This is a genomic window from Pseudomonas sp. SMV71, from assembly GCF_052042015.1.
GTDB lineage: Bacteria > Pseudomonadota > Gammaproteobacteria > Pseudomonadales > Pseudomonadaceae > Aquipseudomonas.
In genome coordinates, this window is sequence record NZ_JBKGGU010000023.1 from 31,046 (window position 1) to 46,663 (window position 15,618).

Genomic DNA, 15,618 nt, shown 5'->3' on the forward strand with positions numbered 1-15,618 from the left:
AAAATGCATCGTCGAAATTGTTGTTCTTGTATTTCGCAGCCTGAGTCGGTGGTCTAGGGTTGGCGGCTTCCCTCCTCACGCAATAGCGCTTGCAGGGTATCGAGCCGGGCGCCGTCGAAGGCAATGACCGTACCTTGCTCGAACACCCGGCGTGCCAGCCCGGTCAACACCGCACCGGGCGGCAGTTCGATCTGGAGCCGCACGCCTCGCTCGTAGGCGCTTTGCACCGTGCCGCGCCAATCGACGACCCGGCACATGTTGAAGGCTAGGTCGTCGCGCAAGGCCTCGGTCTTGATCACCGGCCGTGCACGACTACCGCTGAGATAGCCCAGGGCCGGGGTCTTCAATGTCACGTCGGCAAAGGTTGCCGCCAACGACCGCGCCGGGGCCTCCAGCAACGGGCAATGGGAGGGAACGCTCACCGCCAACCGGCACGCCTTGGCGGCGCCCTGGCTTCGGGCCCTGCTGGCAACCAGCCCCATGGCCTCGTCGCTGCCGGCGATGACCACCTGGTTATCGGCATTGATGTTGGCCAGGTAGACCGGTGTCGTGTCGCTATGTACCTGGGCCAGTAACGCTTCGACTGAAGCAAGATCCAAGCCGATGATTGCAGTCATGCCATAGCCTTTCGGATAGGCCTGCTGCATCAGTTCGCCCCGCAGGCTGACCAGCCGCAACGCGTCTTCGAATCCCAGGGCACCGGCGACGACCGCCGCCGGATACGCACCGATGGACAGCCCCGCCACGTAGTCCGGCGCAGGCGCCTGTTCCAGCAGGCGACGGGACGCCGCCACGCCGGCAATCAACAGGCACAACTGTACGGCGCGGGTCGAATGCAGCGCTGCGACACTGTCCAGTTGCCGGACGTCTTCGCCAAGCACATCACTTGCCTGGTCCAGTACCTGAAGCGACAGGTCATGGAGCATGCCGGGCCGTTGCGCCCCTTGGCCGGGGAACACCAAGAGGCTGCTCATGCGACGCACTCCAGCGACGGCTGCCAGGGATCCTTCACCAACCGGGCCTGGACATCATCCTTGAGCAAGACCCGCTGTGACACGCCTGCCCACTCGCGCAGGGCGACGGCGCCGAATGGCGTCTGCAACTGCATGTCCACGGAACATACCGAATCGTCCAGTTGCGCCAGCAGTTCCCTGGCCTGAGCGCGATCCAACGGCTGCGGCGTACGCAGGATCAGGTCCAGGTCACTGCGGTCATGCAATGCCCTAATGCCACTGGCGAGTTCGAAGCCGGCGCTGCCGCTGACGCCCCAGATCCAGCCGCAACTATCGAGCAGCGGACGCAGGCGTGACAGCGCTAGCAGCGCCGGCACGTCGCGGCGAAAGGCGACGTGACACAAGTCTTCCGGGCGCATCCGCCGCACGACGGCAGACAACGGCATCGACGTGGCGTAGCGTTGTTCCCGGAATCGCCCACGCACGCCCACCGCAATCTGCCCCGGCGCCACCACCGCCCGCCGCACAACCACCGGTTGCCCGAGGCCCAGGGATTCGCCCACCCACTGCGGCGCATCCGCCGGCAACCGCTCCGGGGTCATCCCCCAGAGCAGGTCATGGGCCAGGAAATGATTCACCACTGCGCCCTCAGCAACTGGCGAACGGTGCTGGAGGCCGCTCGGTGAGACGCGCCCAGACGGCTTCTCAAGTCTCGCGGTGCTCCTAGAACGTCGTTGATCGCCTGTTGCAGGCAATCGATCACCCGCGCCAGGTCACTCGCCAGCGGTTGCTCGATCTGCTCGACCGACAGGGTTTCCCACAACAAGCCCAGGCTGGCAAAACTGTCGATGTCATACGCCATCGGCGGCACGCTGGCGGCCAGCGCCTCAAGTTCTTCGACGCTGCGCAAGGTCACCCGCGCCGCCGACGCCTTGCCCATGGCGTGGACCATCACCCCCGGATCGCGCAGTGCAATCAGCCGGTTGGCCTGATAGCCGTGGGCAAGGAATGCACCGGACATCGCCTTGCCCACCAGCAGGCCGATCACCGGATGCCCGGCCAATCGAGCGCGGGCGTAGCTGCCCGCCGCGCCGGCCAGCGCCTGATGGATGCCCAGGGCTTCTTCACGCCGGCCATACGCCTGGCTCGGCACATCAACGATAGCGATCAAGGGTCGTTTGCTCGGCGCATCGCGGTCGGCGGCAATGGCGTCACCCACTGCTTTTGCCAGGCCCCAGCCTTCCAGCAAGCCGACTTCGCCGTTGCGAGCCCGCGGGAAGCGGTTGTCAGGATCGGCCACCACCGCCAGCAACCGTACCTGTTGTTCGCCCAATCGGACATCGGCGACCTTCAACGACGCGGGCAATCCTTGGATCGGCAGGGCGTTGCCGCTCAGGGCTTCGAACCAGCGCAAGCCGCGCAATGAATAAGCACTCATGGACGTTCTCCCTGATACAACTGGCGAACCGCTGCCGGTTCGATTTGCACGTCGGTGTCCAACTGAGCCAGGCGTTGCAGGAACCACTCGGGCTGGCCACTGCGGTGCACGGACGGCACACCCTGATGCAGCAACTGGCTGACCTCCTGGCGGATCCGCGCCACGTCATCGGCCACATAACGGTCCACCAAACCGCTGGCAAAACGCTGCTCGCCGCCGGTCAGACTCCAGATGAAGGGCCGGTCGCGGGAGTCGTATTCGTCGAGCCCGGCTTCCTGCTCGATGACTTGCGGGCCGTTCAGGCCGAGCCGTGCCTCCTGGGTCACCAGCAAGTAGCTGCACAGCCCGGCGGCGATAGACATGCCGCCGAAACAGCCGACACTGCCGGCCACCACCCCGACTACCGGTTGGTACTGGCGCAGGTCGACAATCGCCGAATGGATCTCGGCAATCGCTGCCAGCCCCAGGTTGGCTTCCTGCAAGCGCACGCCACCGGTTTCCAGCAGCAACACGGCCCGGGTCGGGATGCCGTTACGGTTGTCTTCGGCGGCCAGTTCCAGGGCGCCGGCAATCTTCGCCCCGCCGACCTCGCCCAGGCTGCCGCCCTGGAAAGCACCTTCGATGGCGGCGAGGACCACCGGCAAACCGTCGAGGCTGCCCTTGGCGATCACCACGCCGTCATCGCTCTGCGGCACCACGCCCTGGCGCAACAGCCAGGGCGACATGACCCGCTGGAACGGGTCGAGCAACTCGCGGAACGTGCCATCGTCCAGCAACGCCTTGGCGCGTTGCCGGGCGCCCAGCTCGATGAAGCTGTGCTTGTTCAATAATGCGGCGCTGTCAGTCATGGCCGATCTCCTCGAAGCCTTGCTCCAGGCGCAGACGCACCACGCCAGGCGTGGCGCCAAAATCATGGATATCGATGGACAGCGCCGGCGGCACCTGGCCGTCGAACATGCGCGAAAAAAGATGTTGCCAGCGCTGCTCGCTGCCGTTGACCGAGGTTTGCACCTGGATGGTCAACTTGCCGGCCAGGCCCGGTTCGATCAGCACTTCCAGGTCGCCGGAACCGACACAGCCCACCAGCGCCCGGCCCCGTGGCGGCTGCCCGGCGGGAAATTCAAAGGATAAGGTTTGCATCAGCACACTCCTGGGCAGAGGCCATCGCCGCGCTCGATCCGGTCGAGCAGCAGGCAGGCGGCGAGCAGGTCGGCCGCACCGCCGGGCGAGGCGTTCAAAGCAATCAATTGTTGGTCCAGCGCGTGCAGTTGGCGACGACCGCCCAGACTTGCACTACCACCGGCATCGAGCACGGCTCTGGCGCCTTGTTGCATGGCTTGCAAACCCGCTTCGCCGGCGCGATACAGCACGCAGGTGTCAGCCAGGGTGGTCATGATCGCCAGCAACGCATCGAGCCGGGCGTTCTGCTCTCCGGCCCCCGCCGCACGGCTGCGCTTGAGTTGCGGCAGGCCCAGGCCGGTCACGGCCGGGAACGCCAGCTGGGCTTCTTCACGGGCGCCGCGCACACCGTAGCGCTGGGCAACCTGGGCGCCATGGCTCATGGGTTTTGGTGCGTAGCGGTCGTCGAGCAAGGCCAGGCGGGCGGCGCGCAAAGTGACTGCGCCAGCGGCGCTGGATTTAGGTTCCAGCGCCGCGGCGGCGACCAGCAGGCCCAAGGCCCAGATCGCGCCGCGGTGGGTGTTCACCCCGCCGGTGGTGGCGAGCATCGCGGCTTCGCCTTCACGGCCGATCCGTCCAAGGGCTTCGCGCAACGGCAGGCCGATGTCAGCGTAATCGATGGCGGCCTCGGCCATTTCCTTGAACGCCGGCCACAGCGACAGCGCCGAAGCATGCATCAGCCCCAGGTGGAGATCGGTATGGGCACCGCTGCCACGACGGTCCACCAGGGCCGGTTTGGGTGACAGGTCGGCTTCGTCGATCAGCGCGTCGACCGTCAGGTCCGCCAGGCGCTCGGACAGCGATAGCGCTTTGGGTTGCCAGTTGAGTGCGTGCATTTACCAGCTCCTGAACTTGGCGGGCGGGTTGTAGAGGCCACCGGACCACTCCACCAGATCGGCCACGCTCCTGGCCGCGAGCAACTCGCGAGTGGCGTCGGTGCGACGGATGCCGAGGTCTTCGGGCAAGGCGATCAAGCCTTCGCGGCGCATCCGCGCGGTGTCCTTGGGGTTGTGCCGCAGGCCGATGGCAGTGACCCCGGCCACGGCCGCAATCATCGCCTGACGCTCCTCCAGCGAACGGGCCTTGTACAAGTAGGCGATGCCTTCTTCGGTAAGCAGGTGGGTGACGTCGTCGCCGTAGATCATGATCGGCGCCAGGGGCATTCCGGCTTTCTTCGCCACGTCCACCGCGTCGAGCGTCTCGACGAAGGTTGGCTTGCCGCCCTCCTGGAAGGTCTCGACCATCTGCACCACCAGTTTCTTGCCACGCTCCAGCAAAGGAGCCTCGCCATCGCCGTGGCGCATGTCGAGCCAGGCTGACGTGCCGTGGCGGCGACCGCGTGGATCATGGCCCATGTTCGGTGCGCCACCGAATCCGGCCAGACGACCACGGGTGACGGTGGAAGAATGACCATCGCCGTCTACCTGCAACGTGGCGCCGATGAACAGGTCCACGGCGTACTGACCGGCCAATTGGCAGACCATCCGGTTGGAGCGCAGCGAGCCGTCATGCCCGGTGAAGAACACGTCGGGCCGGGCGGCGATGTAGTGCTCCATGCCCAGTTCGGTGCCGAAGCAATGCACGCTGTCGACCCAGCCGCTTTCGATGGCCGGGATCAGGGTCGGGTGCGGATTGAGCGTCCAGTTGCGGCAGATCTTGCCCTTCAGGCCCAGGGATTCGCCGTAGGTCGGCAGAATCAACTCAATAGCGGCGGTGTTGAATCCGATGCCGTGATTGAGAGACTGGACGTTGTGTTTTTCGTAGATCCCACGGATCGCCATCATCGCCATCAGTACGTGTACTGGCTTGATATGCCGGGGGTCGCGGGTGAATAGCGGCTCGATGTAGAACGGCTTGTCGGCCACCACCACGAAATCCACCCAGGACGCCGGGATGTCCACTCGCGGCAAGTCACTGACGTCGTCCACCAGTTGGTTGACCTGGACAATGACGATGCCATCGCTGAAGGCCGCCGGCTCGATCAACGCCGGGGTGTCCTCGGTGCTCGGGCCGGTGTAGATATTGCCGGCGCGGTCGGCCATGAACCCGGCGGAAAGCACCACGTTGGGGATCAGGTCCACCACCAGCCGCGCATAGAGTTCGATGTAGGTGTGGATCGCCCCGACTTCCAGCAGGCCGTCTTCGAGCAACTGGCTGATGCGCAGGCTCTGGGTGCCGGCGAAGGAAAAATCCAGCTTGCGGGCGATGCCGCGTTCAAACAGGTCCAGATGCTCGGAACGGCCGACGCTGGGCATGATCATGTGCAAGTCGTGGAGCTTCGACGGATCGGCTTTCACCAGGGAGCGCGAGAGGAAATCCGCCTGCTTCTGGTTATTGCCCTCCAGCACCACGCGGTCACCCGGCAGGATCAACGCCTCCAGCGCCGCGACGATCCTGTCGGTGGGCAGCACCACACCGTCGGCAAGCCCCTTCACCAGTTCGAGCCGCCGCTGCTTCTCGCTGCGCCGCCGCGTCCAGCGCGAGTCGGGGGATATTGTTGTTGTCATGACCACTCCACGGGTTCGCTGTCGTGGGGCTTACCTTAGGAGCGTCATGGGGGGGCATCAATCAAGCTCGATGCCGGATCGTTACGTTTGGAGTAATGGTCGAGCACGCCTTTTGTGGCATGGGTTCGATTTCCTTAAATAGAAATTCACGAACTGGCAACTGACTTACGGGTATTTTTAGTCGGCGGGCCAGTTCAGTCGACCTGTTGGTTCTGACAGTAGCCCTCGCTGAATCCGACGTGCTTAATGTTTTAGGGACGTTGTCCTTGCCCGGCGGTGGAAAGGTCGATGCGGCTGTAATTCCATCAAGATTTGGAGGACACCATGAGTTATGTGGATCACACGACTTTCGATGCTCGAGACCGTAACGGATGGATCGACGGTGATGGCGCAATCGATGCACGACTGGAAGCCGACGAACACGGCCGGAACATTTTCTGGGCGGGCGAGATGATTGCCAGCGATAAAAACAGGTTTCTTCCGGGTCTTTACAAGCAGTTCGAATTCAAAGACCCCGGGCTGGCGTACGAGCATTTTCATCTGACGTTCCGTTATCGCATCAAGGAGCAGCCGGGGGAGCTCGGCTTCGCCTTCCTGATCACCGAGAGCACTCACAGCGGCTGGGTGACCATGCGGGTGCATCCGCGATCCTGCGTCGGCGAATGGGTGGACGTGGACGGCCCGGTATCCAACTGGTTTGCTCGATCCCATGAGCTTCAGATAGGCGTTTGGGCCGCAGAGATGGGCAAGACCTTTGGACTGGAGTTCGCCGACATCCGCCTCGAGATGATTCCGGCGTAAGTCCCCCCCAGAAGCAGCGAAACCAGCCCCGTTGGCTGGGAGAAGGCTCAGGGTCTTTGATATTCAGCCAACCCGGCGGCCATCACCAGTTCCTCCAGCGCCAGCAGATCCGGCACTTTCGCCACATGTTCCCCCACTTGCACCGCCGCCTGTTCCAGCCCGCACAGCGGCACGTCGACGTAGCTCAGTTGGGCGTCGAGCTTGCAGGAGCGTGGGATACCTTGCACCAGCAGCGCAATGAACCGCAGTTCCGGGCGCCCGCCCAGGGCGTTGAGCACGACGATGCGGGCGCGCTCGCCGATCACGGTTTTCTGGCCGCAGGCTGACTCGAAGCTCAGCAGCGGGATCTGTCGTTCGCGCCAGCTCACCCAGCCCAGAAACCACGGTGGGGTGTCTAGATCGAAAGCGCTGCTCTGGTAGTCGATCAGCTCGGCCACGGCCACGTTGGGCAGGATCAGATGACGGTCGGCCAGAGGCAACAGCAGCCCGGTGAGGTGGCTGGTGCGCGGGTTCAGGTCATGCATGGGTCTTGCTCCAGTGGGCGATGCTGTCGAGCAGCACCGATTCCTGGTACGGCTTGCCCAGGTAGTCGTTGACGCCAATGGCCATCGCGCGGTCGCGGTGTTTCTGGCCGGTGCGCGAGGTGATCATGATGATCGGCAGGTGCGCCAGGCGTGGGTCGTTGCGCACTTGCGTCGCCACTTCGAAGCCGTCCATGCGCGGCATTTCGATGTCCAACAGCATCAGGTCCGGGGCATGCTCGGCCAGCAGCGCCATGGCGTCCACACCGTCCTTGGCGGTAAGTACGTGCATGCCATGGCGTTCCAGCAGGCGGCTGGTGACCTTGCGCACCGTCACCGAGTCGTCCACCACCAATACCAGCAATGGCCGCTGGTGCTCGCCCTCGCTTTGCGCCGACGCCGGGCGGCGCGGGACCTGGTGCGGCAAGGCGCGAATCGGCGCCAGCAGATCGAGGATCAGCACCACCCGCCCGTCGCCGAGGATGGTCGCTCCGGACAGGCCCTGGACCGCCGAGAACTGCGGGCCGAGGCTCTTGACCACGATCTCGCGGGTGCCGGCAGTGGCGTCCACCTGCACCGCGATATGCCGCTCGTTGCACTGCATCAGCAACACCGGCAGCGGCTGGCTCTGGCCCAGCAATTTCGGGCGAGCGCCGGTTTTCAGCAGCTCGCCCAGGTAGCAGAGTTCATAGCGCTGTCCGGCGTAGGTATAAGTCGGCGGATCGCCTTGGTAATAACCGTCGAGTTCGGCGGGCAGCACCCGGACAATGCTTTCGATGGTGTTGAGCGGGATCGCGTACTGGTCTTCATGACACTGCACCATCAACGCCCGGTTGACCGCCACGGTGAAGGGCAGGCGAATGCGGAAATGCACGCCCTGCCCCGGCGTGGAATCGATGATCATGCTGCCGCCCAGTTGCCGCACTTCTTCGTGGACAACGTCCATGCCGACGCCGCGTCCGGAAATCTGGGTGATCTTCTCGGCGGTGGAGAACCCAGGTTGCAGGATGAATTGCAGCACGTCGCGATCACTGATGTCGCTGTCCGGCGCCAGCAGGCCGCGTTTGATCGCCTTGCGCCGCACCGCCTCCAGTGGCACGCCGGCGCCGTCGTCACGGATGTCGAAAATGATGTCGCCGCCTTCCCGGGACAAGTCCAGGCTGATGCGCCCGCGCGCCGGTTTGCCTGCGGCGATACGCACGTCGGCCGGCTCCAGGCCGTGGTCCACCGCGTTACGCAGCATGTGCTCCAGGGGCGCGGCCATGCGCTCCAGTACGTTGCGATCCATCTCGCCTTCGGCATTGCCCACCACGAATTCGACATCCTTGCCCAGTTCCTGCGCCACCTGGCGGACAATACGCTTGAGGCGCGGCAGCATGCGCTCGAACGGCACCATGCGCGTACGCATCAGGCCTTCCTGGAGTTCGGTGTTGATCCGCCCTTGCTGCTGCAACAGGTTTTCGGCGTCGTGATTGCTGCGGTCCAGGGTTTCCTTGAGATCAAGCAGGTCCGAGGCGGATTCGAACAGCGCTCGGGACAACTGCTGCAACTGGGAATGACGGTCCATCTCCAGCGGGTCGAATTCCTCATAACCCAGGCGTTCGGCTTCCACCTGCTGGCGGCTGAGAATCCGCCCCTGGGTCTCGGTGTCCAGGCGGCGCAATTGATCGCGCATGCGCTCGATGGTGGTTTCCATCTCGTGCAGGGCCACGCGCGCGTCGTTGACCTGCTGTTCGATCCGGCCACGGAAGATCGAGGTTTCCCCGGCCAGGTTCACCAGGTCATCGAGCAGTTCAGCGGAGACCTTGACCATGTCCGCGCCATCGCTCGACGGTCCCGGCTCCGGCTTGGCCGGAACAGAGACAGGAACCGGGGTCGGTTCCGGAGCGGGGACGGGGGCGGCAACCGCATTGTCCTGCGGATGGTTGACCGCCTGGATCTGCGCAATCAACCGGTCTGCCGGCGGACACGATAGCCCGGCCCGCACCGCATCGAGCATCTGCGCCAGGCGATCATGGCTGCTTTGCACCAGGGTGAACAGCGCCGCCGTAGGCTGAAGCAGCCCCGCCGCCAGGCCTTCGTAAAGGTTTTCCAGTTCATGGGCCAGATCGCCGATGGGCGCGATTTCCACCATCCGCGCACCGCCCTTGAGTGTGTGCAGATCGCGCAACAAGGTTTCCACCGCCTGGCGGTTCGAAGGCTCGGCCTGCCAGCGCTGCAAGGCCGCCGCAGAACTGTCGAGAATATCGAAGCCTTCTTCGAGAAAGATCTCCAGCAGCTCGGGGTCATGACCGGCCGCATCGCCCGTCTGCGTACCGGTGGTTTCGATGGCGTTCGGCTTGTCCTGGCGAAACCGGCGCAGGGCGTCGATCAGCGCAACCGGATCACCCAGTGGCTGGCCCTGTTGCAACTGCCCGAGCAACAGATCGAGGCGCTCGTGGCTGCCATTGAGCAGTTGTTCCAGTTCCTCGCTGTGGCTGTAGCGACGGTCCACCAGGCCTTCGTAGAGATTTTCCAATTCCTGGGCCAGATCGCTGATCGAACGGATGTCCGCCATCCGTGCCCCGCCCTTGAGGGTGTGCAGGTCACGTTGCAGCGACGACAGCGGCGCGGCGTTTTCCGGGTCGGCCAGCCAGCGTTGCAGGGCCTGGGCGGCGCTTTCGAGGATGTCCTGGGCCTCCTCGATGAAGATCGAGACGATGTCGTCATCCACATCGCCGTCAACGTGAGCGCCGTGGTCCAGCTCAGCCGTCGCGCTACCCAGCTCGCGAATGCTCAGGGTTCGGCTGCCGTCGCTGCGGATCAGGCCGGTCGCCGAGGGGTCGAGGCCGGCCTCCAGCAAACTGCGCAGGGCCTGTACCCGTTCCGGTTGCGGATGCACATGCTGCCCGGCCGCCAGCTCATCAAGCATATCGATCAACGCTTCATGGGCGCGCTGCGCCTCCTGGAAAAACCCATCGCTGACCGCCAGGCTGCTTTCCTCCACCGCGCCATAGAGGTCGAGCAAGGCTTCGCAGAGTTCGTCCACCGGGTGCAGGTCGGCCAGATGCGCGCCTTCGCCAAGAGTGGTCAGTTCATCCAGCAGCGCGCTCAGTTCCTGGCCGTCGCCGGGGTGCTGCTGCCAGCGCTGCAGCAGGTTCTCGGCGTCCAGCAGGATGTCCATGCCCTGGGCGAGGAAGTTGTTGATCAACTGCGGATCACGCTTGGCCCGCGCCCCGGTGTCCGATGCACCGGGCGTTGCTTGCAGGCGTTCGGCCAACAGCGCCTGGGCGCGCCGGACCAGATCGGCGGCTCCGGCGATCGGCGCTAGCGGTTCGGTGTGTAACTGGCGCAGGCCTCGCCGCAGCAAGCCTTCGGCCTCCAGCAACAGCTCGACTTCGTCCAGATCCAGGGCGATCAGGTGCGCACGGTATTCCCGGGCGAGTTCGTCCATGGCGCCGGCCAGCTCGGCGATCGGCAGCACACCGGCCATGGAAGCGCTGCCCTTGAGGGTGTGCAAGGCGCGCTGCAATTCGTCGCTGGCCTGCAACGGCAACTGCTCGGCAGCCTGGTCGAGGAAGCGATTGACGATTGCGAGGTGGCCCTGGGCTTCGGTGTCGAAAATCTTCAGCAACAGCGGATCGAGGGCAGCCACGTCCCGCTGGTCTTCATCGGGCTCATCGTCGCCCTTGGCCAGGGCATGGGCGCGGGCGGCCAGGCGGTCGACGTCCTCGCGCTGGCGCTGGCGATTGTCAGCGAACTCAGCCACCAGCACCGGCAACAACTGCAGCGTGTCCTCGATCAACTTCAGTACCGCAGCCCCCGGCGCGACGCTGTGCTCCAGCACCCGGTTGAGCAGGTTCTCAACGGCCCAGGCCAGCTCTCCCAACACCAACGCCCGAACCATCCGGCCGCTTCCCTTGAGGGTGTGAAAGGCCCGACGCACCTCGCCCAGGGCAGCATGGTCGTCGGGATGCGCACGCCAGCGCGGCAAGTACTCATGAAGGACACCGAGCACTTCTTCGGTTTCCTCCAGAAAGACCTCACGCAGCTCGTCGTCCACCGGATGCTCATCCACGGGCGGCGGCAACAGGCTGCCCGGCGTGCCCCTGGCCGGCGGGTTGACCGCCAAGACCGGGTTGCTCAGCACCTGGGCCAGGGACTGCACCGTCTGGGGATCATCCAGTTCCTGCAAATCCTGCATGACCTGGGCCTCGTTGGGGCTCAACACATCATCGAGCACCGGCACCCGCGCCTCGTCAGGGAAATAGCCAAGGGCCGCCAGGCTGTGTTCGACCCCGTCCAGCAAGGGTTCGCCGGGGGTTTGCGGATCCTCGCTCAAACGCTCCAGGTAATACTCCAGGCCCGTGATCACATCGGCCAGGTGGTCAAGCTCTTCCCAACCGGGCTGGGCCTGCTCCAGCAACAGATGATCGCGGATAAACCCGTTGCAAGCCTCCACCAGGCCGGCGGCGCGGCTCAGGGGGATCATCGCCAGCGCGCCGCGCACCTGGGTCAGCAAGGCCGGCAAGGACTGCAACTGCTCACTGTTCCAGTCGGCGTCGATGTAGTCGACGATCATGTCCTTGGCCTGTTGCAGGCAGGTGTGGGCCTCCTTGATGACGATCTGGTGGATCTGGGTCAGGTCGGTGGTGGGCAACCGGGCGTCTTCGCGGCTGTCCGGCTCGACGGTGCCGACCATGCCGGCCAGGGTCGCCTCGACATAGAGCAAGGCGCCGGCAACGTCCATGAGGGTCGCGTCATCGGGCTCGCGCTGGCCCTGGGCGAGGCTCAGCACCACCGCCAACTGATCGATGATGACCTTGCGCGGCTGGCCGAAGCCGAGCACCGCCAGGGTATCGGCAATTTGCCGCAAGGGCGCCAGCAGGCTGTCCAGCTCGGCGGCGTGCTGGCGATCACTGCGCACGAACAGGTCCAGGCGTTCCTTGACCCGCACCAGCTCTTCACAGAGCGCGGCGAGCACCGAACGCATGGCGTCGCGGTCGGGCCCGGCCAGGCGCGCACGTTCTTCGTCGACCATGGCGCTGTCGGGCAGCGCGTCGTCCAGTGAGTAGCGTTCTTTCATGATCTGCATCTGCCCGCTGGGATGTTCGGCCTTGGCAATATAGAACAACAAGCTCTTGAGCAGGTGGGGCGGCGCCGGCTGATTGATGCCGGGCATGCCCTGCTCCGACAGGCGCTTGAGTTCCTTGTCGGTCTCCTTGAACAGGCTGCGCAACGCCGGGCTATTGGCAATGCGCCCGTCGCGCATGCCTTCCACCAGTGCCGAAGCCACCTGCCATAACGCGTTGAGCGGCGCCCCGGCGCACAGCCCTTCGAGGCGATGGAAGACTTTGGCCAGGTAACCGAGATGGGTGGCATCGTCCTGTTCGCGCAGCAGGCCCACCAGCGCCACTTGCAGGGTCTGGCGCAGTTTGCGCAAGGTATTCGGCAGGTCCGGTGGTGCCAGATGCTCCAACGCTTCGCGGCTCAAGGGGGCGACTTGCGGCAGTTCCGGGCTGAACAGGCTGGTCTCCGACAGCAGGCCCTCGCCCCGGGCGCTGCGCAGATCATTGATCAACGGCAAGACCACCAGTGGCAGGTCGCGGCGCGCGCCTTGTATGCGCTCCAGGTAGATCGGCAACTGGCCCAGGGCCTGGCTCAACAGACTGATGGCTTCGTCGCGGTGGGTGACACGGTTGTCTTGCAGGGCGGCGCACAGCTGCTCCATTTCCTCGGCCAACAACGCAGCGCCATAGAATTCGACCATTTGCAGGCCGCCATGCACCTGGTGAATGCAGGCCAGGCATTGCCCAAGAGCATCCGACGCCTGCGGATCGTCCACCAGGCGATTGAGGGCCAGGTGGGCCTGCTTCAGCGTTTCGGCAATCTCGCCCTTGATCCACTCCAGGGCTACGTAATCGTGCCGATCACCCATAACCACTCCAAACCATCGTCATACGCCTGAGATACTGACGAGACTCCTTGTGGCGAGGGAGCTTGCTCCCGCTTGAGCGCGAAGCGCTCACAAAATCTCTACGGCGGTTACGCCCGAAACGTCGGACCGCCCCAGCGGGAGCAAGCTCCCTCGCCACAAAAGCTCCATCGCCACAGGCACTTCATTTCTCAACAGCCCCATCACCGCTTTTCCTCATCCACAGGCCCCGCCGGCAAGGTGAACCCCGACACCGACCGACGCAGCTGGCTGGCCATCTTCGCCAGGTTACCGATGCTTTCGGCGGTGGCGGTGGAGCCGGACGAGGTCTGGCTGGTGATCTGTTGGATCACGTTCATGGTCAGGGAAATCTGTCCGGCCGAGGTGGTCTGTTGCTGCGCTGCGTTGGAAATGCTCTGGATCAACGCCGCCAGGGTCTTGGACACGCCTTCGATTTCCTCCAGCGCCACCCCGGCATCCTGTGCCAGCCGTGCGCCGCGCACCACTTCGGTGGTGGTCTGTTCCATGGAAATAACCGCTTCGTTGGTGTCGGCCTGGATCGCCCGCACCAGGGTCTCGATCTGGCGGGTCGCCGCCGATGAACGCTCCGCCAGGCGTTGCACTTCATCGGCCACCACCGCGAAGCCGCGCCCGGCATCGCCAGCCATGGACGCCTGGATCGCCGCGTTGAGCGCCAGGATGTTGGTCTGGTCGGCGATGTCGTCGATCAGGCTGACAATGTCGCCGATTTCCTGGGACGACTCACCCAGGCGCTTGATGCGCTTGGCGGTGTCCTGGATCTGTTCGCGAATGTTGTCCATGCCGTGAATGGTGTTGTGCACCACCTCGTTGCCCTTGTTGGCGATCTCCACCGAGCGTTCGGCCACCGCCGACGACTCGGCGGCATTGGCTGATACCTGGTCGATGGACTGGGCCATTTCATTGATTGAAGTCGAAGCTTCGGAGATTTGCTGGGCCTGGTGCTCGGAAGCCTGGGCCAGGTGCATGGCCGTGGCCTGGGTTTCCTGCACCGCAGCGGCCACCTGGCCGGCGGTGAGGTTGATGGTCGCCACCAGGTCGCGCAGCTGGTCCACCGAATAGTTGATGGAGTCGGCGATGGTGCCGGTGAAGTCTTCGGTGACCGAAGCGGTGACTGTCAGGTCGCCATCGGCGAGGTCGGCGATTTCGTCCAGCAGTCGCATGATCGCGTTCTGGTTGCGCTCGTTCTTCTCCGCCGTCTCGCGCAGTTGGCGATTGGTTTCGCGCACCATTACCAGGCCGATCAGGATGATCGACATCAGCGCCAGCAGGCCCAGTACATAACCGCCGATGCTATTGACGGAGCGCCCACCGGCCAGGTTCTCGAACGCGGTCGCCAGGTGCGAGGCTTCGTCCAGCAGGGTCTGCGACAGATTGAAGATGTTGCCCGCCGATTCACGGACCTTGAACAGTTCCGGAGAGGTTTCCAGGATTTCGTCCACCGAGCCCGAGACGAACTCGAACAGCTCGCTGATTTCGCTCAGGCGTGCCCGGGCGTCGCGGTCCTGGACCTGGGAGATCTTCAGCGCCGGGTCGCCTTGCAGCATGCCGTTGAGTACCTGGCCGAAACGCGCCGCGTCGCGACCGAAGGTGTCGGCAGCCTGGCTGGCGTTTTCGTCCCCTGCCAACACGGTGTTCACCGCGCCAAGAATCCGCTCGGCCAGCAGCGACTGACGCTGGGCCATGGCCACTTGGGACGCGGGCGCGCCCCGTTGCAGCAGGATCTCGACGACTTTCTCGTACTCGACCTGCAATTGCGGCACGGTTTCGGCCAGGGTTGCCGCCACCTGGTGCAACGAGAGCACGGTCTGCTCGCTGGAGAGGATGGCATCGGTGTTCTTGAGCAGGCGCTCCCAGTCCAACTGCACGGCGCGCATCTGCGGACGTAACGTGGCGGGGGCCGGTGGCAGGCCGGTCACCGGGTCGCCCTGCTTCAGGTAGCTCCAGCGCTGGGCGAAATCATTACGCGCGTCGCTGAGCAACTTGAACGCCGCAGGCTTGCCGGCGGCCGCCTCGGTGGCATTCTTGGCGATGCGCTGGGACAGCACCCGCAATTCCCCGGCGTGGCCAATGTACTGCTTGTCGTAGTTGGACTGGGTATTGAGGTAAGCGAAATTGGCGAACAGCAGCACGATGAAGACAATCAGCGCGACGAACAGCACGATGATCTGCGAACGACTGCGCGTCGCTTCCAGTGGCTTGCCTGTTTTTGCTTTGATCATCGGTTCTCGCCTGTACTGCCCAAAACCCCAACCCACCACCATCC

The 15,618-nt window shown here is 64.4% G+C and carries 11 protein-coding genes; 1 reads left to right on the plus strand and 10 read right to left on the minus strand.

The features are described 5' to 3' along the window. Positions 1-53: 53 nt before the first annotated feature. Genes mdcH through mdcA form a run of 7 tightly spaced genes read right to left on the minus strand, consistent with a single transcriptional unit; the run spans position 54 to position 6,077 of the window. Entirely contained in the window at positions 54-974 is a 921-nt protein-coding gene (mdcH, locus tag ACLEJQ_RS21330; protein ID WP_440798159.1) for a malonate decarboxylase subunit epsilon, read from the minus strand. Continuing rightward, positions 971-1,594, minus strand: a complete 624-nt coding sequence (locus ACLEJQ_RS21335; RefSeq protein ID WP_440798161.1) for a malonate decarboxylase holo-ACP synthase — start codon at positions 1,592-1,594, stop codon at positions 971-973. Before ACLEJQ_RS21335 ends, mdcH begins: the two co-directional genes overlap by 4 nt. Next, complete coding sequence (gene mdcE / locus ACLEJQ_RS21340) at positions 1,588-2,391, minus strand: biotin-independent malonate decarboxylase subunit gamma (RefSeq protein WP_440798163.1); 804 nt, start codon at positions 2,389-2,391, stop codon at positions 1,588-1,590. The genes ACLEJQ_RS21335 and mdcE overlap by 7 nt, the downstream gene beginning before the upstream one ends. Beyond that, positions 2,388-3,239 carry a biotin-independent malonate decarboxylase subunit beta gene (locus tag ACLEJQ_RS21345; RefSeq protein ID WP_440798165.1) on the minus strand — a complete coding sequence of 284 codons (852 nt, stop codon included), beginning with the start codon at positions 3,237-3,239 and terminating at the stop codon, positions 2,388-2,390. The genes mdcE and ACLEJQ_RS21345 overlap by 4 nt, the downstream gene beginning before the upstream one ends. Continuing rightward, a complete protein-coding gene (locus tag ACLEJQ_RS21350; protein ID WP_245140353.1) occupies positions 3,232-3,531 on the minus strand; it encodes a malonate decarboxylase subunit delta in 300 nt (99 codons plus the stop codon). The genes ACLEJQ_RS21345 and ACLEJQ_RS21350 overlap by 8 nt, the downstream gene beginning before the upstream one ends. Further along, positions 3,531-4,406: a triphosphoribosyl-dephospho-CoA synthase gene (locus ACLEJQ_RS21355; RefSeq protein ID WP_440798167.1), complete on the minus strand. Its 876-nt coding sequence runs from the start codon at positions 4,404-4,406 to the stop codon at positions 3,531-3,533. Before ACLEJQ_RS21355 ends, ACLEJQ_RS21350 begins: the two co-directional genes overlap by 1 nt. Beyond that, positions 4,407-6,077, minus strand: a complete 1,671-nt coding sequence (mdcA, locus tag ACLEJQ_RS21360; protein WP_440798169.1) for a malonate decarboxylase subunit alpha — start codon at positions 6,075-6,077, stop codon at positions 4,407-4,409. Positions 6,078-6,401: 324 nt separating this feature from the next. Here mdcA and ACLEJQ_RS21365 point away from each other — a divergent pair, with 324 nt between their 5' ends. Then, positions 6,402-6,878, plus strand: coding sequence for a hypothetical protein (locus tag ACLEJQ_RS21365; RefSeq protein ID WP_440798171.1), 477 nt, complete (start codon positions 6,402-6,404; stop codon positions 6,876-6,878). A gap of 47 nt (positions 6,879-6,925) precedes the next feature. Here the strand turns inward: ACLEJQ_RS21365 and ACLEJQ_RS21370 are convergent, their stop codons facing one another. The 3 genes from ACLEJQ_RS21370 to ACLEJQ_RS21380 all read right to left on the minus strand — a co-directional run bounded on the left by ACLEJQ_RS21370 (position 6,926) and on the right by ACLEJQ_RS21380 (position 15,574). After that, positions 6,926-7,402, minus strand: coding sequence for a chemotaxis protein CheW (locus ACLEJQ_RS21370; RefSeq protein WP_440798173.1), 477 nt, complete (start codon positions 7,400-7,402; stop codon positions 6,926-6,928). Then, positions 7,395-13,316, minus strand: a complete 5,922-nt coding sequence (locus ACLEJQ_RS21375) for an Hpt domain-containing protein (protein ID WP_440798175.1) — start codon at positions 13,314-13,316, stop codon at positions 7,395-7,397. The genes ACLEJQ_RS21370 and ACLEJQ_RS21375 overlap by 8 nt, the downstream gene beginning before the upstream one ends. 200 nt (positions 13,317-13,516) lie before the next feature. Next, on the minus strand, positions 13,517-15,574 hold the full coding sequence (locus ACLEJQ_RS21380; protein ID WP_440798177.1) for a methyl-accepting chemotaxis protein: 2,058 nt from the start codon (positions 15,572-15,574) through the stop codon (positions 13,517-13,519). Positions 15,575-15,618 lie beyond the last annotated feature (44 nt).

Excerpts from the sequence above, each read along its gene's own strand:
- mdcA (WP_440798169.1), bottom strand. The coding sequence starts at position 6,077 with ATGACAACAACAATATCCCCCGACTCGCGCTGGACGCGGCGGCGCAGC.
- mdcE (WP_440798163.1), bottom strand. The coding sequence starts at position 2,391 with ATGAGTGCTTATTCATTGCGCGGCTTGCGCTGGTTCGAAGCCCTGAGC.
- mdcH (WP_440798159.1), bottom strand. The coding sequence starts at position 974 with ATGAGCAGCCTCTTGGTGTTCCCCGGCCAAGGGGCGCAACGGCCCGGC.
- ACLEJQ_RS21380 (WP_440798177.1), bottom strand. The coding sequence starts at position 15,574 with ATGATCAAAGCAAAAACAGGCAAGCCACTGGAAGCGACGCGCAGTCGT.
- ACLEJQ_RS21350 (WP_245140353.1), bottom strand. The coding sequence starts at position 3,531 with ATGCAAACCTTATCCTTTGAATTTCCCGCCGGGCAGCCGCCACGGGGC.
- ACLEJQ_RS21375 (WP_440798175.1), bottom strand. The coding sequence starts at position 13,316 with ATGGGTGATCGGCACGATTACGTAGCCCTGGAGTGGATCAAGGGCGAG.
- ACLEJQ_RS21355 (WP_440798167.1), bottom strand. The coding sequence starts at position 4,406 with ATGCACGCACTCAACTGGCAACCCAAAGCGCTATCGCTGTCCGAGCGC.
- ACLEJQ_RS21370 (WP_440798173.1), bottom strand. The coding sequence starts at position 7,402 with ATGCATGACCTGAACCCGCGCACCAGCCACCTCACCGGGCTGCTGTTG.
- ACLEJQ_RS21345 (WP_440798165.1), bottom strand. The coding sequence starts at position 3,239 with ATGACTGACAGCGCCGCATTATTGAACAAGCACAGCTTCATCGAGCTG.
- ACLEJQ_RS21365 (WP_440798171.1), top strand. The coding sequence starts at position 6,402 with ATGAGTTATGTGGATCACACGACTTTCGATGCTCGAGACCGTAACGGA.